This window comes from Pseudomonas sp. M5A4_2d, from assembly GCF_053345295.1.
Window position 1 is genome coordinate 757,387 of record NZ_JBKEZW010000002.1, and the last position, 23,494, is coordinate 780,880.

The 23,494-nt window shown below is 59.5% G+C and carries 22 protein-coding genes; 2 read left to right on the forward strand and 20 right to left on the reverse strand.

Features of this window, described 5'->3' with window-relative positions; translation table 11 throughout:
- Positions 1-5: 5 nt before the first annotated feature.
- From ACLBW8_RS10505 to ACLBW8_RS10600, 20 genes are all read right to left on the reverse strand, one after another.
- Complete coding sequence (locus ACLBW8_RS10505) at positions 6-617, reverse strand: ABC-type transport auxiliary lipoprotein family protein (RefSeq protein WP_447805306.1); 612 nt, start codon at positions 615-617, stop codon at positions 6-8.
- Positions 614-1,552 (reverse strand): MlaD family protein, encoded by a 939-nt coding sequence (locus tag ACLBW8_RS10510; protein ID WP_053253687.1) that lies wholly within the window; start codon positions 1,550-1,552, stop codon positions 614-616. The genes ACLBW8_RS10505 and ACLBW8_RS10510 overlap by 4 nt, the downstream gene beginning before the upstream one ends.
- A 1-nt stretch (position 1,553) precedes the next feature.
- Positions 1,554-2,357, reverse strand: coding sequence for an ABC transporter ATP-binding protein (locus ACLBW8_RS10515; RefSeq protein ID WP_064450064.1), 804 nt, complete (start codon positions 2,355-2,357; stop codon positions 1,554-1,556).
- Complete coding sequence (locus tag ACLBW8_RS10520) at positions 2,354-3,502, reverse strand: ABC transporter permease (RefSeq protein ID WP_221296002.1); 1,149 nt, start codon at positions 3,500-3,502, stop codon at positions 2,354-2,356. The genes ACLBW8_RS10515 and ACLBW8_RS10520 overlap by 4 nt, the downstream gene beginning before the upstream one ends.
- 54 nt (positions 3,503-3,556) lie before the next feature.
- Positions 3,557-4,588 (reverse strand): DUF5924 family protein, encoded by a 1,032-nt coding sequence (locus ACLBW8_RS10525; RefSeq protein ID WP_447805307.1) that lies wholly within the window; start codon positions 4,586-4,588, stop codon positions 3,557-3,559.
- 70 nt (positions 4,589-4,658) lie between these two features.
- Positions 4,659-6,041: a M16 family metallopeptidase gene (locus ACLBW8_RS10530; protein WP_447805308.1), complete on the reverse strand. Its 1,383-nt coding sequence runs from the start codon at positions 6,039-6,041 to the stop codon at positions 4,659-4,661.
- 169 nt (positions 6,042-6,210) lie between these two features.
- Positions 6,211-7,869, reverse strand: a complete 1,659-nt coding sequence (locus ACLBW8_RS10535) for a Na/Pi cotransporter family protein (protein ID WP_064450068.1) — start codon at positions 7,867-7,869, stop codon at positions 6,211-6,213.
- 211 nt (positions 7,870-8,080) lie between these two features.
- Positions 8,081-8,848, reverse strand: a complete 768-nt coding sequence (locus ACLBW8_RS10540; protein ID WP_064450069.1) for a TerC family protein — start codon at positions 8,846-8,848, stop codon at positions 8,081-8,083.
- A gap of 65 nt (positions 8,849-8,913) precedes the next feature.
- Positions 8,914-10,221: a CitMHS family transporter gene (locus ACLBW8_RS10545; RefSeq protein ID WP_064450070.1), complete on the reverse strand. Its 1,308-nt coding sequence runs from the start codon at positions 10,219-10,221 to the stop codon at positions 8,914-8,916.
- Positions 10,222-10,476: 255 nt separating this feature from the next.
- The gene (locus ACLBW8_RS10550) at positions 10,477-12,438 is read right to left on the reverse strand and encodes a DUF7844 domain-containing protein (RefSeq protein ID WP_447805309.1); all 1,962 of its coding nucleotides are present in this window, start codon (positions 12,436-12,438) and stop codon (positions 10,477-10,479) included.
- The gene (locus ACLBW8_RS10555) at positions 12,435-12,755 is read right to left on the reverse strand and encodes a DUF2388 domain-containing protein (protein ID WP_064450072.1); all 321 of its coding nucleotides are present in this window, start codon (positions 12,753-12,755) and stop codon (positions 12,435-12,437) included. Before ACLBW8_RS10555 ends, ACLBW8_RS10550 begins: the two co-directional genes overlap by 4 nt.
- Before the next feature lie 40 nt (positions 12,756-12,795).
- A complete protein-coding gene (locus tag ACLBW8_RS10560; RefSeq protein WP_064450073.1) occupies positions 12,796-13,104 on the reverse strand; it encodes a DUF2388 domain-containing protein in 309 nt (102 codons plus the stop codon).
- A 106-nt stretch (positions 13,105-13,210) separates the two neighbouring features.
- Complete coding sequence (locus tag ACLBW8_RS10565) at positions 13,211-13,531, reverse strand: DUF2388 domain-containing protein (RefSeq protein WP_064450074.1); 321 nt, start codon at positions 13,529-13,531, stop codon at positions 13,211-13,213.
- A gap of 159 nt (positions 13,532-13,690) precedes the next feature.
- Positions 13,691-13,876 carry a DUF1127 domain-containing protein gene (locus ACLBW8_RS10570; protein WP_082895802.1) on the reverse strand — a complete coding sequence of 62 codons (186 nt, stop codon included), beginning with the start codon at positions 13,874-13,876 and terminating at the stop codon, positions 13,691-13,693.
- A gap of 262 nt (positions 13,877-14,138) precedes the next feature.
- Positions 14,139-14,354, reverse strand: coding sequence for a DUF1127 domain-containing protein (locus tag ACLBW8_RS10575; RefSeq protein ID WP_003214752.1), 216 nt, complete (start codon positions 14,352-14,354; stop codon positions 14,139-14,141).
- Between the two features lie 318 nt (positions 14,355-14,672).
- Entirely contained in the window at positions 14,673-16,166 is a 1,494-nt protein-coding gene (locus tag ACLBW8_RS10580) for an acetyl-CoA hydrolase/transferase family protein (RefSeq protein ID WP_447805310.1), read from the reverse strand.
- Positions 16,167-16,345: 179 nt separating this feature from the next.
- Entirely contained in the window at positions 16,346-17,782 is a 1,437-nt protein-coding gene (locus ACLBW8_RS10585; protein WP_447805311.1) for an NAD(P)(+) transhydrogenase (Re/Si-specific) subunit beta, read from the reverse strand.
- The gene (locus ACLBW8_RS10590; protein WP_003187417.1) at positions 17,782-18,102 is read right to left on the reverse strand and encodes an NAD(P) transhydrogenase subunit alpha; all 321 of its coding nucleotides are present in this window, start codon (positions 18,100-18,102) and stop codon (positions 17,782-17,784) included. Before ACLBW8_RS10590 ends, ACLBW8_RS10585 begins: the two co-directional genes overlap by 1 nt.
- Before the next feature lie 15 nt (positions 18,103-18,117).
- Positions 18,118-19,239, reverse strand: coding sequence for a Re/Si-specific NAD(P)(+) transhydrogenase subunit alpha (locus ACLBW8_RS10595; RefSeq protein WP_447805312.1), 1,122 nt, complete (start codon positions 19,237-19,239; stop codon positions 18,118-18,120).
- Between the two features lie 450 nt (positions 19,240-19,689).
- Positions 19,690-20,589: a LysR family transcriptional regulator gene (locus tag ACLBW8_RS10600; protein WP_447805313.1), complete on the reverse strand. Its 900-nt coding sequence runs from the start codon at positions 20,587-20,589 to the stop codon at positions 19,690-19,692.
- 157 nt (positions 20,590-20,746) lie between these two features.
- Between ACLBW8_RS10600 and ACLBW8_RS10605 the strand changes: the two genes are divergently transcribed.
- On the forward strand, positions 20,747-21,928 hold the full coding sequence (locus ACLBW8_RS10605; protein WP_447805314.1) for an acyl-CoA dehydrogenase: 1,182 nt from the start codon (positions 20,747-20,749) through the stop codon (positions 21,926-21,928).
- Positions 21,929-21,940: 12 nt separating this feature from the next.
- Positions 21,941-23,161, forward strand: a complete 1,221-nt coding sequence (locus ACLBW8_RS10610; protein WP_064450080.1) for a CaiB/BaiF CoA transferase family protein — start codon at positions 21,941-21,943, stop codon at positions 23,159-23,161.
- Positions 23,162-23,494: the final 333 nt, after the last annotated feature.

Sequence of the window (23,494 nt, forward strand, 5' to 3'; positions counted from 1 at the left end):
GGCCCTCAGCGTTTCGCAGCAGTATTGCCCTGCTGCACCACCCAATCCACCACCTGCTTATTCAACTGATCCCCCGCCTGCCCAAACGCAGCCACTACGGCCGGCACCTTGGTGTCACCCACCGGCTGGCGCACCTCAAACCGCCGGCTGGCGATAATCCGCTGATCACTCCCGCGCACCAACCGCGCATCCAGGCGGATCACTACTTCCACCGCACTGGCGCGATACTCACTCTGAAACGCCTGCAACTGGCCGCCCAGCTCGTAGTCGGCCTGCAGGTTGGTCTCGTCGGTGCTCAGCAGCGTCACGCGCCCATCGCGCTGGAAGCCGTCCATGAAGCGATTGCGCAGCAACACCGGGGTCGGGTCGCTCCAGCGTGAATTCGCGTAGCTGCTGATCAGGTTGCCATTGGGCACCACGGCAATGCGCGGGCTGTCGAGAAACTCGCTGCTCTGCGGCTTTGACACGCGCAGCGACCAACTGACCGGCGTGCCTTGGCTGCTCGTTTGTGCTGAAGCCAGGCGGTATACGTCCGACGGGTCCGGCTTGGGCAAGATCGAGCACGCGCTGATCAGAGCCAGGGCCAGAGGGGCGATCATTTGGTAAGCACGCTTCATGGCGTGAACTCCTTGTTCTTGTCGCTGCCCAGCAGGTAACCGCTGGGGTTGGCTTCGAGGCGGCGGGAGATGGCGCGCAGCGAACCCAAGGTTTCGCGCAGTTCGCGCACGGCGGGTGCCAATTCGTTGAGGCCCTGCATGCCGCTGTTCACCGAGTCCTTGTTGTTGGTCAGCAAGGTGTTGATGGTTGCGGTGCTTTGCTCCAGGGACTTCATTGCCTGCTCGGCGCTGCCGAAGGCCTGCTTGCCTTGCTCGTTGAGCAGGCCATTGGCATTGCGCATCAGCACGGTGGTTTGCTCCAGCGCGGCAGTCGCCTGTTTGCTCACTTGCATCAGTTGCTGCATCACCACCTTTATATCGCCGCGCTGTTCAGCGATGGCGCCGGTGGTCTGCTGCAGGTTGTCCAGCGTATTGCTCAGGCGCTCGACGTTCTCCCGGGAGAACATGTGGTTGGCGTTGTGCAACAGCAGGTTGATGCTGGTCATCAGGTCGTTGCTGTTATTGAGCAGGCGCGCGATCGGCGATGGCGACGCGATGATTTCCGGCAGGTTGCCGTCCTTGCCCTTGAGTTCGGGGCTTTGCGGGGTACCGCCGCTGAGCTGGATAATCGAGGTGCCGGTGATACCGGTCAGTGCCAGTTTGGCCTGGGTGTCTTCCTTGATCGGCGTTTGCCCGGCCAGGCGAATGCGTGCGAGAACACGGCGCGGGTCTTTCGGGTCCAGGCGCAGGCTGGTGACGTCGCCCACCTTGATCCCGCTGTATTGCACCGAACTGCCCTGGGACAGGCCGCTGACCGCCTCGTTGAACACCACCTCATATTCCTGGAAGGCGCTGTCGACACTGGACTTGGCCAGCCACAGGCCGAACAGCATTGCGCCGACCACCACGATCACGCTAAACAGACCGATCATCACATGATGGGCTCGGGTTTCCATGTCATACCTCGTTGAGCGATTGAGCGGCAACCAATGCCGCACGGCCACGGGGGCCGTGGAAATATTCGTGAATCCAGGCGTCGTTCGTTTCCGAGACAACATCGATGGCGCCTGCCACCAGCACTTTCTTCTGCGCCAGCACGGCCACGCGGTCGGTGATGGTGTACAGCGTGTCGAGGTCGTGGGTGACCAGGAATACGCTCAGGCCCAGCGCATCACGCAGGGTCAGGATCAGTTGGTCGAACTGCGCTGCGCCAATCGGATCGAGGCCGGCGGTGGGTTCGTCGAGGAACAGGATGTCCGGGTCCAACGCCAAGGCTCGTGCCAAGGCCGCGCGCTTGATCATGCCGCCGGAGAGTGACGCCGGGTACTTGTCGGCAGCCGAAAGAGGTAGCCCGGCCAATGCCAGTTTGACGGCGGCCAAGTGTTCGGCGTCGGCACGGCTGAGGCCCGCGTGCTCAATCAATGGCAGGGCGACGTTTTCGGTGACGGTCAGCGAGGAAAACAGCGCGCCCTTCTGAAACAGCACGCCAAAGCGCCGCTCCACCAACGAGCGTTCATGTTCCGACAGGCTTGGCAGGTTCTTGCCGAACACCCGTATTTCGCCTTCGCTGGGGCGGCGCAGGCCGACGATGCTGCGCAACAGCACGGACTTGCCGCTGCCGGAGCCGCCGACCACCGCGAGGATCTCGCCTTTATACAAATCCAGATCGAGGTTCTCGTGCACGCTCTGGCTGCCAAAGCGGTTGCACAGGCCGCGCACTTCGATCACCGCCTCGCAGGGCGCACGGTGTAGACGACTCACCAGCCCATCTCCATGAAGAACAGCGCGGCGACCGCATCCAGCACAATCACCACAAAGATCGATTGCACCACGCTGGAGGTAGTGTGGGCGCCGACCGACTCGGCACTGCCGCTGACTTTGAAGCCTTCGAGGCAGCCAATCGCCGCGATCAGGAAGGCGAAGAAGGGGGCTTTCACCATGCCCACCAGGAAATGCTGTACGCCGATGTCCGATTGCAACAGCGAGAGAAACATGGCCGGCGAAATATCCAGCGCGACAGCGCACACCACCCCGCCGCCGATAATCCCCGAGAGCATCGCCAGGAAGGTCAGCATCGGCAGCGACACCAGCAGCGCCATCACGCGTGGCAGAACCAGCAGCTCCATCGGGTCCAGGCCCAGGGTACGGATGGCGTCGATTTCTTCGTTGGCTTTCATTGAGCCGATTTGCGCGGTAAAGGCGCTGGCGGTACGACCGGCGATCAGGATTGCTGTGAGCAATACGCCAAATTCACGTAGGAAAGAAAACGCCACCAAGTCCACGGTGAAAATGGTCGCGCCGAAACTCTTGAGTACTGTGGCGCCGAGAAACGCGACTACCGCGCCGACCAGAAACGTCAGTAGCGCCACGATGGGCGCGGCGTCGAGGCCGGTTTGTTCGATATGCGCGACCATCGGCGTGATGCGCCAGCGCTTGGGGCGGAAGATGCCGCGAGCGAGGGTTTCGAGGATCACCCCGATAAAGCCCAGCAGCTGATTGCTGTCCTGCCAGACGGTATCTACCGCGCGGCCGATGCGTGCCAGCACCTGGATACCGGCGGTTTCTTCGGGCGCCTTGTCCGGCACACAAAAATCATTCAGGGAACGGTAGACGGTCTTGAGCAGTGCGCGGTCGGGGGCGGACAGGCTGCAGTCGGTTTGCTCGGCAGATTGCTCGATGCGGTCCGGTCCCAGCAACTCGACCAACAGCGACGCGCCGGCGGTGTCCAGGGCACCGAGGCCATTGAGGTCAATACGGGCGCCGGCGTCGTATTGGCCGTCGAGTTTGTCCGACAGCTTCTTCAGGTTTGCATAGTGGGCAAGCGTCCAGTCCCCTGTAATCCTGAGTAACGGGGGAACGGTAGACGAATCGAGATGGGCTGCGCCGGCCGTCGTACGAGTGGTCATAAGCTCCGAGCTTGTTTGGCTATCCACAATCCCTACGTAATAGCACGATACGGCCTACTTTGGCGTGTCCGTTTGTGCTGTGTCAGTGACTTTGAAGCGCAGCACACCGATGACCTGCCCGTCTTCCGTCAACACTCGCACCTGCCAGCGCCCTACCGAATCGGCCGGGAAGTTCTGCTTGTGGGTCCAGGCGCGGTAGCCTTCCTTGCGGCCACCGTGGATATCCAGGGCGATGCGGTCGACCTCTTGGCCGTTGAATTTCCACACATGGTAAATCCGCTCATCCAGCCCGCGCGGTGCGTTGATCGCGGTATAGGCGTACAGCCCGCCAGTGCGCAGTTGGGCGGCGCTGACTTCCTTGAGGTCGTCGCCCGGCGTGCGGTCTTGCAGCTGGGTGCTGATCGCGACTTCGGTCATCCATAACGTGGCCGGCGGTACCCAGCTGCGCAGGAACCAACCGGCGCAGCCAATGGCGGCCGTGACTCCCAGCAGCATCGCCCAGCCTTTGATACTGCGCAGCGGCAGGCTTGCGGCCAGGCTTGGAATCGACAATGCCATTGCGACGCCCAGCGCGAGCTTGTAACTCTCGGCGGTGGTCAGGTGCAGGATGATCGGCAGCGCGGTGAGCAGCGCGGCGAACAGAGTCAGGGTGTGCAGCGCCAGGAACAGCGAGCGTTTGGGCGCCAGCCACTTGTAGTACAGCGGGTCGGTAATCGACACGAGTGCCGCCGCACCAAGCAGGCCGGTGAAAATCGATTGGCCACTGTTCCAGCTGGTTGTGACGAAAAAGAACGGCAACACAAAAAACAGACTTTCCTGGTGAATCATCTGGGTGGCATAGCGCAGCAGCGGTTCGGGGATTTCGCGCTTGAAGACTTTGGCGAACAGTTGGGTAAAGCTGTTTTCCAGCATCAGCCACAGCCAGCTCACCAGCATGATCACCGCGATCCAACTGGCCATGCCTTGCTGACGATCCACCAGAATGAAGCTGCACACACCTGAGATAAAACCGCCGAGTGCGATCACCCCTGGATAGCGCTTGATCAGTACGAGGATGCGCTGGATTAGGGGCGGCAGGTTTGGCATGGGCGGTTCACAGTGGGTGTAGGAAAAAACCCGGACAGAATAACGTCTTAGGCCTGGGCTCGGTGCTTCATTACGCGATCCGTTTGCGATAAAGACGAACGCCGATCAACCCGCTGGCGATCAGCGCAAGCGCACCAACGCCGATCCAGGCCAGGGTGTCATAGCTCACCAGCGGTTTTTCCACGCGCCAATAGCCCGGTTGGTCGAACACCTGGCGCATGGCCTGATTGGTCTGTGCCAGGGTCACGGCCTTGATGCGCTTCACCGGATCACTGAAATGGCCGTTGTTGTAGTCGCCCGAGGCACTCCAGTAATAGTCGGCCAGGGCGCTGTTGCCTTGCACTGCCCAGGCCTGGCGGGCGATGGCGGCTTGCTGCAGGCGGGCGAATGTCGTCGGGTCGAGGCCGTCTTTGAGCAGTTGCGCCTTGAGATTTTGGAGCACCTGTTCGGCTTCGGGCAGGTTGTCCCGCTCAAGGTCGGCATTCAGGCTCAGGAAACCGACGCCGCCGAGCACTTCACGCTCGCTCCACGGACCGTAGGATAAACCGTGCTTGAGGCGCAGTTGACGGTAGAGCGCCCAGTCCAGGTAGTCCTTGAGCAAGTCGTAGGTTTCATCATGTTGATCGTCGAGTACCGGTTCGGGGAACAGCCAGTGCAGCTTGGCGCTGTCACCGACCCAGCCGTGGACAAGATCCCGGTGGCTGGCGGCGGCCTGCTGGATTTCCGGGAGCGGCAGATGCTCACTCGGCTCGACCGGGTCGAGTTGGCCATAGGTGCGTTCCAGGTAGGCCGGCAGCAGTTTGTCGAGGTCGCCGACGATGATCAGGGTCATGTTGTTGGGCGCGTACCAATTTTTGCGCAGGGACTCCAATTGATCGCGGGTCAAGTGGTCGACTTGCGCACGTTCGGCGCATTTGAGCCCCAGTTCGACGGCCAGTTGGTTGCTGGCAGTGTGGCCAAGGTCCTGGCGGTCGAGCAGGCGTTGCAGGTGTGAGTAGTGGCCGCCATCTTCGCGTTCGACCACCTGCTTGGCCGCGTTGATGTTGGCATCGGACAGTTCGGTGCGGGTGATGATCGCGAGTAGCAAGTCCAGCACCTTGCGCTGGTTTTGTGCGGGCGCTTCGATCACAAAGGTGGTGTCGGCGTTGCTGGTGTAGGCGTTCCACTCGCCGCCGAGGGCTTGCATGCGGTCTTCCAGGTCGCCTTCGCCGCCGCCGTCGATGCCGCTGAACAATAGGTGTTCGAGCAGGTGCGGCAGCTCCTTTTCATCACAACGGAAATCATCCAGGCCCACGCCTACGACCAGGCGGATGGCCACATGCCCGCGCTCGGTGCCCGGTTTGAGCAGCAATTGCAGGCCGTTGGGCAGGGTGTACCCCTCGACTTGCAGACGATCAAAGGCGAAGGCGTGTGCAGAGCCCAACAACAGGCAGGCGAATAACAGGCGACGCATAACAAGCTTCCTGGCGAATGATTGTGGGAGCGGGCTTGCTCGTGAAGGCGGTGGTTCAGTCGGCCGAATCGTCGACTGGCGCACCACTTTTTTCGCGAGTAAGCCCGCTCCCACATTGCCGGTTTGGTTTTAAGTCCATTTTTTACTGACTGTGCAGCCGCCCGTACGTTCAGGGCGAATGGGTGATGTCGGCAATATCTTCAGCGGAGAGTGCGCCGGTGTCGGAGGTTTCGAGCACCACATAAGCGCTGCTGCAGAACAGTGAGTTGAGACGCTTCATGTCGGCAATCAGCTCCAAGTGCAAGGAGCTGGTCTCCAGGCTCTGTACGATTTTGCGTTGCAGGCGGCTGACGTGAGCATGCGCCAGGCGGCGTTCCTGGGCGCGAAAGCGGCGCTTCTCGCGCAGCAATTGGCGGGCGCTTTCGGGGTCGGCACTCAGGAACACCGACAGGCCCAGACGCAGGTTGGCAATCAGTTGCGTATGCAGCCCGGCCAGTTCTTCCAGGCCCACTTCAGAAAACTGGCGACGCTGTGAGGTTTTCTGCTGCTGAACCTTGCGCAGCATGCGCTCGATCAGGTCACCAGCCAGTTTCAGGTTGATTGATAGCTCGATGATCTCGGCCCAACGGCGGCTGTCTTGTTCACTGAGGTCTTCGCGGGGCATTTGCGCGAGGTAGAGCTTGATCGCGCTGTAGAGTGCCTCGACATCATCGCTGAGACTGCGCATTTCCTGGGTAATAGCCGTTTGCTTGCCGCGCAGCACTTCGAGCATGGCGGTGAGCATGTTGTCGATCAAGTCGCCCAAGCGCAGGGTCTCGCGGGCGGCGTTGGCCAAGGCCAGGCTTGGGGTGGCAAGTGAGGCCAAGTCCAGGTGGCGCGGCTTGGCTTTGCCGTTGACCTCTGCTTGTTCCGGCAGTAACCAGGCGCACAGGCGTGCCATCGGGCTAATGCTCGGCAGCAGGATCAGGCAGCGGCTGGTGTTGTAGAGCAGATGGAAGGTGATGACCATGCCTTGGGCGCTGTAGTCCAAACCGTCCATCCAGCGCACGAGCGGGTCGAGTACGGGGATGATCAGCAGCAGGCCGATCAGTTTGTACAGCAGGCTGCCCAAGGCAACCTGGCGACCTGCGGCGTTCTGCATGCTGGTACTGAGGAAGGCCAGCACGCCACTGCCGATGTTGGCGCCGATCACCAGGCCGATGGCCACGTGCAGGCCGATCACACCGGCGCCGGCTAACGTTGCCGTGAGCAATACGGCGGCCAGGCTGGAGTAGGAAATCATTGCGAACAACGCGCCGACCAAGGCGTCCAGCAAGATGTCGCCAGTCAGCGAGGCAAAGATGACTTTGACGCCTTGGGCATGGGTAATCGGCCCGGCAGCTTCGACGATCAGTTGCAGGGCGAGAATGATCAGGCCCAGGCCGATCCCGACCCGTCCCATCTGGCCTGCTCGCGTCTGTTTGCGCGACAGGAAGAAAATCACCCCCAGAAAGATCAGCAGCGGTGACAGCCAGGACAAGTCGAAGGTCAGCACCCGCGCCATCAATGCCGTACCGACATCGGCGCCGAGCATGGTCGCAAGCGCGGGCGTGAGGCCCATCAGGCCCTGGCCGACAAACGAGGTCACCAGCATTGCCGTGGCGTTGCTGCTCTGCACCATGGCCGTCACCAGAATACCGGCGACAAACGCCAGCCAGCGCTTGGACATGTTCTGCCCGATGACTTGGCGCAAGTTGGAACCGTAGACCCGCAAGATGCCGGTACGGACAATGTGCGTGCCCCAGATAAGCAGGGTCACGGCGGAAAGCAGATTGAGCAAGGTCAGCATGCTCGGCCCCCCGTGTGGGTGCGCCCCAATTGGGGCGAAGGAAAGTTGCCGCGTGCCGTTCTACGTCTTGTACTTAAGCTGTAGTTGGCGAATGGGCTCTGCGCCAGCATCGCATAGCTAAAGTAGGTATTGAAACAAAACTGTCATGAAATCAGCTTTTTGCGGATGAAAAAAAGGGGCTTATAAAAGCCCCTTTTTGTCTGGCTCGGGTTTATTGACCCGGAATGTCCTTGCGCAGTTTCACTGGGTCCTGTTGTTTCTTCTTCTTCGCGATCGAGGTGCGCATCTTGATGTTGATCGCTTCCACCGCCAGCGAGAACGCCATGGCGAAGTAGACGTAGCCCTTTGGCACGTGTACGCCGAAGGATTCGGCGATCAGCACAGTACCCACTACGAGCAGGAACGACAGCGCGAGCATTTTCAGCGACGGGTGCTTGTCGATGAATTCGCTGATGGTGCCGGCAGCCAGCATCATCACCAGTACGGCGACGATGATCGCGGCGACCATGACGGGTACATGGGAAACCATGCCCACCGCCGTGATGACCGAGTCCAGGGAGAACACGATGTCGATGATCGCGATCTGGATGATGGTGTAGATGAACTTGCCACCGGCGCCCTTGGGCTCATCGTGGGTTTCGTCTTCACCTTCCAGTGCGTGATACATCTCCTGGGAGCTTTTCCACAGCAGGAACAGGCCACCGAAGAACAGAATCAGGTCGCGACCGGAAATGCCTTGGCCGAAGACCACGAACAGGTCGGCGGTCAATTGCATGACCCACGTAATCGACAGCAGCAACAGGATCCGCGTCACCATGGCCAGGGCCAGGCCGAAGATCCGGGTGCGCGCCTGCATGTGCTTGGGCATGCGGCTGACCAGGATCGAAATCATGATGATGTTATCGATGCCCAGGACGATCTCGAGGGCCGTCAGGGTGAAGAAGGCAATCCAGATTTCCGGATTGGTCAGCCATTCCATGTGTATTCCTTTGAGCAAGTGTGAAACCGCGCAAGCTGCAGCGCCGCGCGGTTAGGTCGGTAGGATTATAGAGTGCTGAATAGCGGAAAAATCCCCATCAGCAAAGCGGCGAACATTATGCACAGGCATACCAGCACTGCCCACTTGAGGGTAAAGCGTTGGTGATCGCCAAATTCGATGCCGGCCAGGGCGACCAACAGGTAGGTCGAAGGTACCAACGGGCTGAGCAAATGCACGGGTTGGCCAACGATGGAGGCGCGCGCCATTTCCACGGCGGTGATGCCGTAATGGCTGGCCGCTTCGGCGAGTACCGGCAGTACGCCGTAGTAGAACGCATCGTTGGACATGAAGAAGGTAAACGGCATGCTTACCAGCGCGGTGATCACCGCGAGGTACGGGCCCAGCGCGTCCGGGATGACCGCCAGCAAGCTCTTTGACATGGCATCGACCATGCCGGTACCGGACAGAATGCCGGTGAAGATGCCGGCGGCGAAGATTAGCCCGACTACTGCCAGTACGCTGCCGGCGTGGGCGGCGACGCGGTCTTTTTGCTGTTGCAGGCACGGGTAGTTGACGATCATCGCGATACTGAACGCCACCATGAACAGCACTGGCAGCGGCAACAGGCCGGCGATCAGGGTGCACATCAGGGCGAAGGTCAGGGCGCCGTTGAACCAGATCAGCTTTGGACGGCGGGCGTCCGGGAATTGCGACACGCTGATCTCGCTGTGGTCGATTTCATCACCTTGCAGGTGCAGCTCACCCAGGCGGGCACGTTCGCGCTTGCCGTACATATAGGCAATCACCAGGATCGCCACTACACCGGCGGCCATGGCCGGGATCATCGGCACGAAAATATCCGACGGGTCCACATGCAGCGCACTGGCGGCGCGGGCAGTCGGGCCGCCCCAGGGCGTCATATTCATCACGCCGCCGGCGAGGATGATCAGGCCGGCCATGATGCGTGGGCTCATGCCGATACGCTGGTACAGCGGCAGCATGGCAGCCACGCAGATCATGTAGGTGGTGGCGCCGTCACCGTCGAGGGAGACGACCAGGGCCAGCACGGCGGTGCCGACCGACACTTTCAGCGGGTCGCCCTTGACCATCTTGAGGATCTTGCGCACGGCCGGGTCGAACAGGCCGGAGTCGATCATCAGGGCAAAGTAGAGGATGGCGAACATCAGCATCACGCCGGTTGGCGCAAGCTTGGTGATACCCGCAAGCATCATCGGGCCGATTTCCGGTGCAAAGCCACCAAACAGGGCGAACAGGATCGGCACAATGATCAAAGCAATCAGCGCAGACAGGCGCTTGGTCATGATCAGGAACATGAACGTGATGACCATGGCAAAGCCAAGGAAAGTCAGCATAGGAATACTCCAGGCGTAGCGCGGCTAGGGAATGGCGAACCGGTTGGGGGTCAGCGCAGTACGAAAGGCACGTAGCGTACGGTGGGAGTTGGAGCGAACAGGCGGGTACGAACAGACATCAGGAATCACCATTGTTGTTGTTAACAGCCGGTCTGTTGCCGGCAGTGGTGGCGATCCTAGACGGGGAAGCTTTCAGCCAGCTTTCGCTGAGCACTCAGATGATCAGAGGTTCGTAGGACTTTTCTTTAAGGTGGGTTAAGGCAGTTCCAAACCCCCTGCCGCTTTGTGCAGGGCCCGCAGATGCTCACCTACCTGTTTGAGGTTGGCCTCGCAGGCGGCGATCTCGGCAGCGCGGGACGGCTCCAGCAGCACCCGCACCTCTTTATCCAGATCGCCGCTCAAGGATTGCAGTTGCTTCTGGCGCTCGGCGCTTTCCGATTCCAGGCGTTTGGCTTCAGAAGGTTGTGGCAGGCCGTAGCCGCTGGTGCCCAGCAGTTCTGCGGGGCGGCTGAGGAAGCCGCTGTTGGCGAGGATCTGTTGTAACGTGTGGTTGGCTTTTTCCATGCCGCCGTTTTTCAGTTCGCGTGCACCGAGGTAGCGTTGTTTGACTTCGTCCTGGGCCAGCATCAGTTGCCTGCGATAGCTTGCCTGCTCCAGCAGCAACAATGCGGCGCTGGTGCGCAGGTCGGCCTGGCTGAACCATTGGCGGCGTTCCTCTGCGCTGAGAGACAGCCAGTCTTCCACCTGGGTCTGTTTAATCGGCAGGTGTTTGCGCAACACGTCGAACATCGCCTGGTAGCGTTCGCGGAACGAGTCGAAGTGATACCCCAGGCGCAACGCCTCGCGTTTGTCATTGAGCACGCTGGTGTCGGCCAGGCCACGGGCGCTGAGTACTTCCAGCAGACCGTTGGGGGTGATGTTGTCCAGGCCGGTCAATTGCGGGTTGGCGCTGCCACTGCGTAACAGTTTCAGGCTTTCCACTGCGCAGTTATTGGAAATGAAGAAGTAGTTGCCGTCATAGCTCCAGTGCATTTCGGCGGCATGCTCGACGGTGTCGTTGATCTCTTGGCGCGAGAGCTTGAGCGGCACTGACGCCAGGCCGCGCAACTCGGTCTTGGTGTATTCGTCGATCACTTGGGCCAGCGGCAGCACAAATAGCCGTGACGGGTACTTGCCCACCAGGCCATCCCAGCTCGACAGCTGTACGTCACCGACAAATGCGCGGTAGGACAGCACCAGGTGCTGGTCCAGGTCCAGCCGGCAGTCCGGGCCGCGTGGGCGACCGGGCGCACAGATCACCAGGCGCAACATGCTGTGACCCCAGCGGCTGACCAGGTTTTGGTTGGCTTCGGCCAGCAGGTAGTCGATTTCATACACCCGCTCCGGATCGATCTGGCCCAGCGGCGTCTTGGCGAAGTCGTTGCCGGCGTTCAGGAACGCGTAGGTCGTGGCGCAGGTGTCTTGCTCGGGCGGCGCCCAGCCGAAGTGTTCCTTGTAATAGCGAAACAGCGCGGGGCGACGGCAGGCGTAGCTCGGGTCGAGGAGGAAGTACTCCATGTTGACGGCCACGAACTCCAGCGGGCTGGTGGTTTCATAGATGTCCGGGCTGCGGGCGACCTGATGGTTGTGCTGCTCCCGTTCGCCGCGACGCCCCACGTATTGCGGCCATCCGGCAAGGTCCAGCAGGCGCGGGTCGTCACTTAAGGTAAAGCGGCGGTCGTTCTGGCCTCGGCATTGATCGGGGAGGCCGATCAGGCCGGTGATGTTGTTCTGGCGGCTGCAGCGCTGGATCAGTGTGCGCTCGTCTTTGGTCCACAGGCGCGCACGGTCATAAATGTGGGTCAGTTCATGCAGCACAGTGGCGAGCATTTCGCGGCGTACGGTGCCGTGGGGGCGGTTGGTCTTCTGCGTGGCCGCGCTGCCGTCGGTCAGGCTGGCAAGCAGGTTTTGGTTGAGGTCCAGTTCGGACACCAGAGAGGCCTGGCCATAAGCGTTTTCAGGCATTTTGTCGGTCCAGCCGACATCAATGCGCCGGTCCAGCTGCTCGATAAAGCGCGGCGGCAAAGCGCGCATCGCCTCATCGAGCAATGCCTGGCTGGCCTGCTGTTCGGCCGGGCTCAAGCCTTCGGTCTTGAGCCGCAGTTGCAGGCTGGCCTGGGCTGCGCTTGCACAGAGCAGCACAGTCCCGGCCAGTAGCCAGGCGACTAGCCGCCTCACAGAGCGAGGATAGCTTCGGCGAGAGTCTGGTCACTGGCATCGCGCGCTTCCGGTACGCGGGTTCGCAGGGTGTCGAAGGCGGCTTCCAACTGCGCGCCACGGATCTCGCCATTGGTGGCGACGAAGCTGGCGGCGTCATCGTGGGCTTCGCGCACGATTTTGGAATCGCGGATGGAGGTGGTGGTGTCCGAGGTGAAATCAATGGTGCGGGCCGAGGCACGCACGACGATGTTACTGGTGGCCTTGAGGGTTTGCGCGTGGGCAACATCGGCCAACAACAGCAGGCCGAGAGCGGCGGCGATCAGCGGACTACGCATGGGATGACTCCAAAATACAAAGATGGAAATACAAAGATGATTATTGGACGAGAATTGCCTGCGCCAGTTCAAGGTCGCTGGCATGAAGTTTTGGCTGGGTCCGACGCAGATAATCCAGCGCAGATTCCAGGCGAGCTCCCCGCCATTGGCCGTCAGTGGCAATAAATGCGGCAGCGTCATCCTGGGCGGCCAGTACCAACTTTCTGTCAAAGGGTGCTGACGTCACCTTGCTGGTGGCATACGCACTGATGACGGTGCTCTGGGTGGACACGTCAAAGGCCGAAGCCAGGGGTGACCAGCAGGCGCAAAACAACACGGGAACGATCAACAGGCGGTATGAAAAAGCCATGGGACTCGACAACTGAAAGCGAGCCCCAAGGCTAGCGCAACGCCCGGGCGAGAGCCAGCGCTGACACATCTGGTGGTGGCTGGCGCTCTCTTGGGTCGACTTGGCGTCAGATGGCCAGAATGGCCTGCGCCAACTGTGCGTCCGTTGCGGTGTTCAGCTGGGGAGCCTGTTGGCGGATCTGTGCCAGGGCGCTTTCGAGCTTCACACCACGAATGGCGCCTTCGCTGGCGACAAAGCTGGCGGCGTCGTCGCGGGCCGCTTGCACGACCTTGTTGTCGCGCAGGGAAGAGGTGGCATCCGAGCTGGCATCGGACGTCGCTTTCAGCGCGCCGACGATCGAATCAGTGGTCACGATAAGGCTGCTCGCGTTGGCGTTGGCAGCTACGGCCAACAGGGCGGCAGCACTCAGCAGGCGAAGACGGGACATGGAATCACTCCTGTAGATAATCAAATAAAGCGGCGCAAAGCGCCCACTGTGAAACGGACAGTGTTGCTGTTGAGCATCAGACGCCCGTTCTACAAGGTTCGCCACGTGATGATGGAATCTTAAGCTGCCGCTTATCCGTTCGGGAAGTTTATTCACTGTTCAGTCACGCCAGAACGGCTTGGACAGCTCGGCAATTCGGTCTCCCGAACTGATTCCAGCGTCGGACAGTTCGCGAGGGTCAAGTTGTGCCAGTTGGCGTCGCTCATGGGTTTTTCGTCCCCAGCTGCCTACGGCATGGGCCATACGCACTATCAACTGCTTATAAGATGAAGTGTCTGTCTTCATGGCTGGAGCCTTTCATGAGGTCTTGAGGCACCATGTTGGCTGGCTCGAGTTCACCGATACAGATACACCGAAGTTAAATTGTACTGCTTAACTGTAGTTATTTTTAAACTGTACTGGCTATCATTAAGTGCATCTGTTTAACGGTACAAAAGCTGAACGCCAGAAACAGCAAAGCCCGCCTCCGGTTACCCGGGGCGGGCTTTGCTTTGACAAATCAGGGTGCTGGCGGTGGACCCGGCGGGTCAGGGCCAGCGGGCGCCAATTAGCGCCAGAACGGCTTGCTCAGCTCTTCGTAGCGTTGCGCTTCGCTGATACCGGCGTCAGCCAGCAGACGCGAATCCAGACGAGCCAGTTGGTGGCGGCTGGAGATGCGGCGCTGCCACAACATCAGGTTGGCGAGAACGCGCAAAGGCAGGGAAGCCTGGGTGTTTACAGCTTTTTCTTCGAAGAACAGATCGGAACTGAGTGTACGTTCCATGATGACATCCTTCCGCTTGTGGCGGGATTAGGTAGTGGTTTAACTGATGCCAATGATCCTCCTCCGACGCAAGACTCTCTAGATACAGTTCACTTGTATTGTGAGGGGCCAGTTAACTGTTTATAGCGGCTGTACGGTACGTAAATGGGGCAACTGTACCTGTCCGCACTGAAACAGTGCGAAATAGGCATTTTAGGCGAGGGGTGTAGGAGAATTCAGTAGGAAATGACCGGTACAGCAGTACAGTTTTTGAAAAAAGTACTGCTGAGATTCCCAGACTGATGAAACTGTATTTGCATCAGCCTGGATCTGTATCAATCAAGCCTTGAGCATGTGCCCGGTTTCTTCCAGGTTGATGTGCCAACTCAGTGCTTCACGCAGGATATGCGGGGTATGCCCGCCGATCGCGCAGGCGTCATTGAAGTAAGTGTTCAGCGCATCGCGGTAGGCCGGGTGTACACAGTTGTCGATGATCACCCGAGCCCGCTCACGCGGCGCCAGGCCCCGCAGGTCGGCAAGGCCAATCTCGGTCACCAGAATATCGACGTCATGTTCGGTGTGGTCCACGTGGCTGACCATCGGTACCACGCTGGAAATCGCACCGCCTTTGGCTATCGACTTGGTGACGAAGATCGCCAGGTGCGCGTTGCGCGCGAAGTCTCCGGAGCCGCCAATGCCGTTCATCATCCGTGTGCCGCAGACGTGGGTGGAGTTGACGTTGCCGTAGATGTCGAATTCCAGCGCGGTGTTGATGCCGATAATGCCCAGGCGCCGAACCACTTCGGGGTGATTGGAGATTTCCTGTGGGCGCAGTACCAATTTGTCCTTGTAGTGTTCCAGGTTGCCGAACACATCGGCGTTGCGTCGCTCCGACAAGGTAATCGAGCTGCCCGAGGCGAAGCTCAGCTTGCCCGCGTCGATCAGGTCGAATGTTGAGTCCTGCAACACTTCCGAGTACATGGTCAGGTCTTCGAACGGCGATTCGATCAGGCCGCACATCACCGCGTTGGCGATGTTGCCGATCCCGGCCTGCAGCGGGCCGAGCTTGTTGGTCATGCGTCCGGCGTCTACTTCCTGCTTGAGGAAATTAATCAGGTGGTTGGCGATGCCTTGGGTATCGGCGTCCGGCGGCGTCACCGTAGAAGCGGAGTCTGCCTTGTTGGTGATTACGATGGCGACGATCTTCTCGGGCGGGATCGGAATCGCGGTGCTGCCGATGCGGTCGTCGACCTTAACCAGCGAGATCGGCGTGCGAGTCGGCCGGTACGTTGGGATATAAATGTCGTGCAGCCCTTCCAGATTCGGGTTGTGCGCGAGGTTGATCTCAACAATCACTTGCTTGGCGAAAATCGCGAAGCTGGCCGAATTGCCCACGGAGGTGGTGGGCACGATATGCCCTTGCTCGGTGATCGCGACGGCTTCGATGACGGCAATGTCCGGCAGCTTGAGTTGGTTGTTGCGCAGTTGCTCGACGGTTTCCGACAGATGCTGGTCGATAAACATCACTTCGCCTGCGTTGATCGCCTTGCGCAGGGTGCTGTCGACCTGAAACGGCATGCGTCGAGACAGCACGCCGGCTTCGGTCAGCTGCTTGTCCAGGTCATTGCCCAGGCTGGCGCCGGTCATCAGGGTGATTTTCAGCGGGGAAATCTTGGCGCGTTCGGCCAGGGCGTGGGGGACGGCCTTGGCTTCACCGGCACGGGTGAAGCCGCTCATGCCGACGGTCATGCCGTCCTCGATCAGTGCGGCGGCATCTGCCGCGCTCATGACCTTGTTCAACAGCGAAGGCAAGCGGATACGATCACGGTACATGAATTGTTATCTCAGGCTACGGAAGCAAGGTGGGCAGTGTAGTGATTTCAAAAAAATTCGGCCCGCTACCATGGTCGAATGCCGGGCAGCGATTTAGAGCCTTTGGTCGGGTTTCGTCCGATAATAAAAAACCCCAGCCTACTGGAGGCCAGGGTTTCGGGTATTGCGCTGGCGCAGTGTTATTCGACGGCTTTGACCATGTCTTCGATGACCTTTTTGGCATCACCGAAGACCATCATGGTTTTGTCCAGGTAGAACAACTCGTTGTCCAGGCCCGCATAGCCGCTGGCCATCGAGCGTTTGTTGACGATAATGGTCTTGGCCTTGAACGCTTCCAGGATCGGCATGCCGGCGATCGGTGAGTTTGGATCGTTCTTGGCGGCCGGGTTGACCACGTCGTTCGCACCCAGCACCAGCACCACGTCGGCCTGGCCGAACTCGGAGTTGATGTCTTCCATCTCGAAAACCTGGTCGTAAGGCACTTCCGCCTCGGCCAGCAGCACGTTCATATGCCCAGGCATACGGCCCGCTACCGGGTGGATCGCGTACTTCACGGTCACGCCACGATGAGTCAGCTTTTCGGTCAGCTCTTTGAGCGCATGTTGCGCGCGGGCAACTGCCAGGCCATAGCCTGGAACGATGATCACGGTGTCGGCGTTGGTCAGCAGGAAGGTCGCGTCGTCCGCCGAGCCGGATTTCACCGGGCGTGCTTCTTTCGAGCCTGCCACTGCGCCGGCATCCGCCGTGTTGCCGAAACCGCCGAGCAGTACATTAAAGAAGGAGCGGTTCATCGCCTTGCACATGATGTACGACAGAATCGCGCCGCTGGAGCCCACCAGGGAGCCGGCGATGATCAGCATCGAGTTGTTCAGCGAGAAGCCGATGCCTGCTGCTGCCCAGCCGGAGTAGCTGTTAAGCATCGAGACGACAACCGGCATGTCGGCGCCACCGATCGGGATGATGATCAGCACGCCGAGCACGAACGCCAGGGCCAGCATCAATGCGAAGGCACTGAGGTTGCCGGTGAACATGAACGCCAGGCCGAGACCAAGGGTGGTCAGGCCAAGCACCAGGTTCAGCTTGTGCTGGCCGCCGAACTGTACCGGTGCGCCCTGGAACAGACGGAACTTGTACTTGCCCGACAGTTTGCCGAACGCGATCACCGAACCGGAGAAGGTGATAGCACCGATGGCCGCGCCGAGGAACAGCTCCAAACGGTTACCGGCCGGAATCGAGTCGCCCAAATGTTTGACGATGCCCAGGGATTGCGGCTCGACCACGGCGGCGATGGCGATAAACACCGCTGCCAGGCCGATCATGCTGTGCATGAAGGCTACCAGCTCTGGCATCTTGGTCATTTCTACGCGCTTGGCCATGATCGAACCGGCGGTGCCGCCGACCAGCAGGCCTACGATGACGTAGCCAATACCGGCCGTGGCGAGTTCTGCGCCCAGTTTATAGATGAGGCCCACGGTGGTGAGTACCGCCAGCGCCATGCCGAGCATGCCAAACAGGTTGCCACGTCGCGACGTAGTTGGGTGTGACAGGCCTTTAAGGGCCTGGATAAAGCAGATCGACGCGATCAAGTAGAGCGTCGTGACTAGATTCATGCTCATTACTTGGGCGCCTCTTCTTTTACTTTCGGGGCTTTCTTCTTGAACATCTCAAGCATCCTGCGGGTGACCAGGAAGCCGCCGAACACGTTAACCGCCGCGAGCGCCACGGCCAGGGTGCCCATGGTCTTGCCCAGCGGCGTCACGGTGAGTGCGGCGGCGAGCATGGCGCCGACGATCACGATTGCGGAAATCGCGTTGGTCACCGCCATCAGCGGCGTATGAAGCGCGGGGGTCACGTTCCAAACCACGTGGTAGCCGACATAAATCGCCAGCACAAAGATGATCAGGTTGTAGATACCGGGGGAGATAAGCTCTTCCATCGTCTGAATCCCTGCTTAGGCGTTTTTGCGGATGACTTGGCCGTCGCGGCACATCAGGCACGCGGCGACGATGTCGTCTTCGAGGTTGATTTCAAACTGCCCTTCCTTGGTGAAAACCAGCTTCAGGAAGTCCAGCAGGTTGCGCGCATATAGAGCAGAAGCATCGGCGGCTACGGCGCCGGCCAGGTTGGTCGGGCCGCAGATGGTCACGCCGTTTTCCACGACGACCTGATCGGCCACCGTTAGCGGGCAGTTACCGCCTTGGGCTGCGGCGAGGTCGATGACCACCGAGCCTGGCTTCATTTGCGCGACGGTCTCGGCGCTGAGCAGGGTGGGTGCCTTGCGACCTGGGATCAATGCGGTGGTGATGACGATGTCGGCTTGCTTGGCGCGTTCGTGTACGGCCAGGGCCTGGCGTTGCATCCAGCTCGATGGCATCGGGCGAGCATATCCGCCGACACCGACGGCGCATTCGCGCTCTTCATCGGTTTCATAGGGTACGTCGACGAACTTGGCGCCGAGGGATTCGATTTGCTCTTTTACTGCGGGGCGTACGTCAGACGCTTCGATCACTGCGCCCAGACGTTTCGCCGTGGCGATGGCCTGAAGGCCCGCAACACCCGCCCCGAGGATCAGCACGCGAGCGGCTTTGACGGTGCCTGCTGCGGTCATCAGCATCGGCATGAAGCGCGGGTAGTGGTGGGCTGCCAGCAGGACCGCTTTATAGCCGGCGATGTTGGCTTGAGACGACAGCACGTCGAGGCTCTGGGCCCGCGACGTACGTGGTGCGGCTTCAAGCGCGAAGGCAGTAATGCCGCGTTCGGCCAGCCTGGTAATGGTTTCGTTGCTGAACGGATTGAGCATGCCCACCAGCACGGTACCGCTTTTGATCAGCGCCAGCTCACTGTCGCTGGGGGCAACCACTTTGAGAATCAGCTCGGCGCCAAACGCATCGTTGGCACTGCCAATGGTTGCGCCTGCCGTTTCATAGGCATTGTCGACGATGCTGGCGTTGAGGCCTGCTCCGCTTTGAACAGTGACCTTATGGCCCTGGCCGATCAGCTTCTTGATGGTTTCCGGGGTGGCAGCCACCCGCGTTTCACCGGTCTGGGTTTCGAGAGGAACACCAATGTGCACGTCAAATCTCCTGCATGATCTTTTTGCTTTTGATCTTTTTGTAAAAAGGCCAGTGCACCGTGAGTGGCGCATCTGGGGCGGCCGATCAGCACGATCCCGCTGAAATGACAGCGGGGCGCGGCATTTTGCAGGCGAACTTTACGGCCTTCAAGGGATTATGACGGGTGACGAAAAATTAACTACAAGTCACCCTGTGACTGATTGTCGCAATGCGCGGAATAACCTCTTTAAATACAGGTGTTTAAAGGGCTTCATGGGTTTACCGACGCTTTTTCCATCGCCGGTGTGAATAGTTGGGCATTGACCGGTGATAGCCCCTGAAAACCATGATAATCATGGCTTTTAGCCTTTTTATGGTTGATAAGTACAGTCTGTCTAAAAGCGACATATACGTACATCTGTAGGTTTTCAATTTAATTGACTACAAGGTCAATAAAACCGTTCGTTCCTTTAAATGCCTGGGCTGTAGCGTTGTGACTGGTCAATAAGCCAGTCCCTGAAAGCATGCAGTGATGCAGATTCGACTTTTCTCTCGGGAATCATCAGGTAGTAAGCCTTGGAACTGTTCAGTGCCTCGGGGCTCGCGATCACCAGCTGGTTCTCTTTTAGCTCGCGCTGGATGAGGAATGGTGGAATCAGCGCGATTCCCATGTCATGCATGGCGGCCTGGGACAGCATCGAGAATAGCTCGTAACGAGGCCCTGTCATGTCACGGGGTATGTTCAGTTGTTGCGCGTTGAACCATTGGCGCCAGGCGTAAGGTCTCGTGGTCTGCTGCAGCAGAGGCAGTTCTGCTACCTCCTGGGGGCTGAAGTGGGTACGGGTGCCCAGTAATCTTGGGCTGCACACGGGGACGGGGTTTTCTCCCATCAGTCGATGGGACTCCGTACCGGACCAGTCAGCATCGCCAAAGTAGATCGCGGCATCGAATTCGGTATCGGCAAATAGAAAGGGGCGCGTGCGGTTGGTGAGGTTGACCGTCACTTCCGGGTGCTGACGTTGAAAGTCCTTGAGGCGAGGAATCAGCCATTGGGTGCCAAAGGTTGGAACCACCGCCAGCTCGATAATGTTGGTGCCCTGCTGCCCCATTATCGACAAGGTGTCACGCTCAACTGCGTCCAGTTGCGTGGCGACGCGACGGCTATAGGAGAGCCCCGCCTCTGTCAGCTTCACCCCGCGTCGTGAGCGACGAAACAGCTCGACACTTAAAAACTCCTCAAGGCTGGCTATCTGTCGACAGATGGCGCCCTGGGTAATGGAAAGCTCGTGCGCCGCCTTGGTAAAGCTCTCGTGGCGGGCCGCTGCTTCAAAACTGACCAGGGCTGTAGTGCTGGGAATTTTTCTGCGCATGTACGTAGTGCTCACTTAAAAAGCGCGTCTGCGCCGTTCTCAGTCGTTACGAAGTGAGAAATTAGCACAACCCTATGCAGAAACCTCGTTTGCCCTCTGCGCCTGCCCGGCCTAGGCTCCTTCCACGACTTCTGATTTCTTGTGTGAGGACTTATTCATGGCTGGTAAGGCAAGCTTCAACTGGATCGATCCACTGCTGCTGGATCAACAGCTCACCGAAGAGGAGCGCATGGTGCGAGACAGCGCTGAGCAATTCGCCCAAGACAAGCTGGCGCCGCGTGTGCTCGAAGCCTTCCGCCATGAAAAGACCGACCCCGCGATCTTCCGCGAGATGGGCGAAACTGGCCTGCTGGGTGCGATGATTCCTGAGCAGTACGGTGGCAGCGGCTTGAGTTACGTCAGCTATGGGTTGATTGCCCGTGAGGTCGAGCGTGTCGACTCCGGCTATCGATCGATGATGAGTGTGCAATCCTCGTTGGTCATGGTGCCTATCAATGAGTTCGGTACCGAGGCGCAAAAGCAGAAGTACCTGCCGAAGTTGGCTTCTGGCGAATGGATTGGCTGCTTTGGTCTGACGGAGCCTAACCACGGTTCCGACCCAGGCGCGATGATTACACGTGTACGCAAGGTGGACGGCGGCTACAGCCTGACCGGCGCCAAGATGTGGATCACCAATAGCCCGATCGCTGATGTGTTTGTGGTGTGGGGCAAGGACGATGCCGGCGACATCCGTGGTTTTATCCTGGAGAAGGGCTGGAAGGGGCTGAGCGCTCCGGCGATTCACGGCAAGGTGGGCCTGCGGGCTTCGATTACCGGTGAGATTGTCATGGATAACGTGTTTGTGCCGGAAGAGAACATCTTCCCGGATGTCCGTGGTTTGAAGGGGCCATTCACCTGCCTCAACTCCGCGCGCTATGGCATCTCCTGGGGGGCACTGGGTGCCGCCGAGTTCTGCTGGCACACCGCGCGCCAGTACACCTTGGATCGTCATCAGTTTGGTCGTCCGCTGGCGGCGACCCAGTTGATCCAGAAGAAACTTGCCGACATGCAGACCGAGATCACTCTGGCCTTGCAAGGCTGCCTGCGTCTGGGGCGTATGAAGGATGAAGGTACGGCGGCGGTTGAGATTACCTCGATCATGAAGCGCAACTCCTGCGGCAAGTCCCTGGATATCGCGCGTATGGCGCGGGATATGTTGGGTGGCAACGGTATCTCCGACGAATTCGGCGTGGCGCGTCACCTGGTCAACCTGGAGGTGGTTAACACCTACGAAGGCACTCATGACGTGCACGCCTTGATTCTCGGGCGCGCGCAAACCGGCCTTCAGGCGTTCTATTAATAGGAGCACGGCATGGGCGCGCTTTCACACCTGCGGGTATTGGACTTATCGCGAGTGCTGGCGGGCCCTTGGTCCGGGCAGATCCTTGCGGACCTTGGGGCTGAGGTGATCAAGGTCGAGCGGCCGGGTAATGGCGATGACACGCGCGCATGGGGGCCGCCTTTCCTTAAGGACGCCTATGGCGAGAACACCACTGAGGCGGCGTATTACCTGTCGGCTAACCGTAACAAGGAGTCGGTGACTATCGACTTCACGCGGCCGGAGGGGCAGAAGCTGGTGCGTGACCTGGCTGCCAAGTCCGACATTCTGATCGAGAACTTCAAGGTGGGTGGCCTGGCGGCGTATGGGCTGGACTATGAGTCGCTCAAGGAGATCAATCCGGAGTTGATTTACTGCTCCATCACGGGCTTTGGCCAGACGGGGCCTTATGCAACGCGTGCAGGCTACGACTTTATGATTCAGGGGTTGGGAGGGCTCATGAGTCTGACGGGTCGGCCCGAGGGTGATGATGGGGCTGGGCCGGTGAAGGTGGGTGTCGCGTTGACTGACATCTTGACGGGCCTTTACTCGACTGTGGCGATCCTGGCGGCATTGGCTCACCGAGACCACGACGGTGGTGGGCAGCATATCGACATGGCATTGCTGGATGTGCAGGTGGCTTGCCTGGCTAACCAGGCGATGAATTACTTGACGACGGGTGTGTCGCCGAAGCGGCTGGGTAATGCTCACCCGAACATTGTGCCCTATCAGGATTTCCCCACGGCTGATGGTGACTTCATCCTGACGGTGGGTAATGACGGTCAGTTTCGCAAGTTCGCTGAGGTGGCTGGGCAGCCCCAGTGGGCCGATGACCCGCGCTTTGCTTCTAATAAGATGCGGGTGGCCAATCGTGCAGAGCTGATTCCTCTGATTCGCCAGGCAACAGTGTTCAAGACGACGGCTCAGTGGGTGGCGCTGCTGGAGCAGGTGGGTGTGCCTTGTGGGCCGATCAATGATCTGGCCCAAGTGTTTGCCGATCCGCAAGTCAAGGCGCGGGGGTTGGCGATGGCATTACCTCACGCGCTGGCAGGGATGGTGCCGCAGGTGGCCAGCCCGATACGGTTGTCCAAGACGCCGGTCGAGTATCGGAGTGCGCCTCCTCTATTAGGAGAGCATACGGTTCAGGTGTTGCAGGGCGTGCTTGGGCTGGGGGCGGCGAATGTGGCTGCTTTAAAGGAGGCAGGCGTTATCTGAGCCTCTTCTTCTATATAGAGCATGCGAACGGCTCTATATAGGTTGTTTCTTAATCAATCCTAACTAATTGATAGAAAAGCAAAATTAAGCGTTGACGGCAGATTCTGGAAGTCTATAATTCGCCCCACTTCCGGCGCAGTCGAAACGGAAAACTCCTTGGTAAACAAGAAGTTATGCGGAGTTCGACAGCGAGTTGCTTCAGTTCATCGAAGCCCAGAAGGAGTTGGTGGGGCGGTGTTGTTTGGCTCTATTAACGTTTCGATCCTCTCGGTCGAAAGCGGAGAAAAAGAGGTGTTGACAGCAGCGTGTAACGCTGTAGAATTCGCCTCCCGC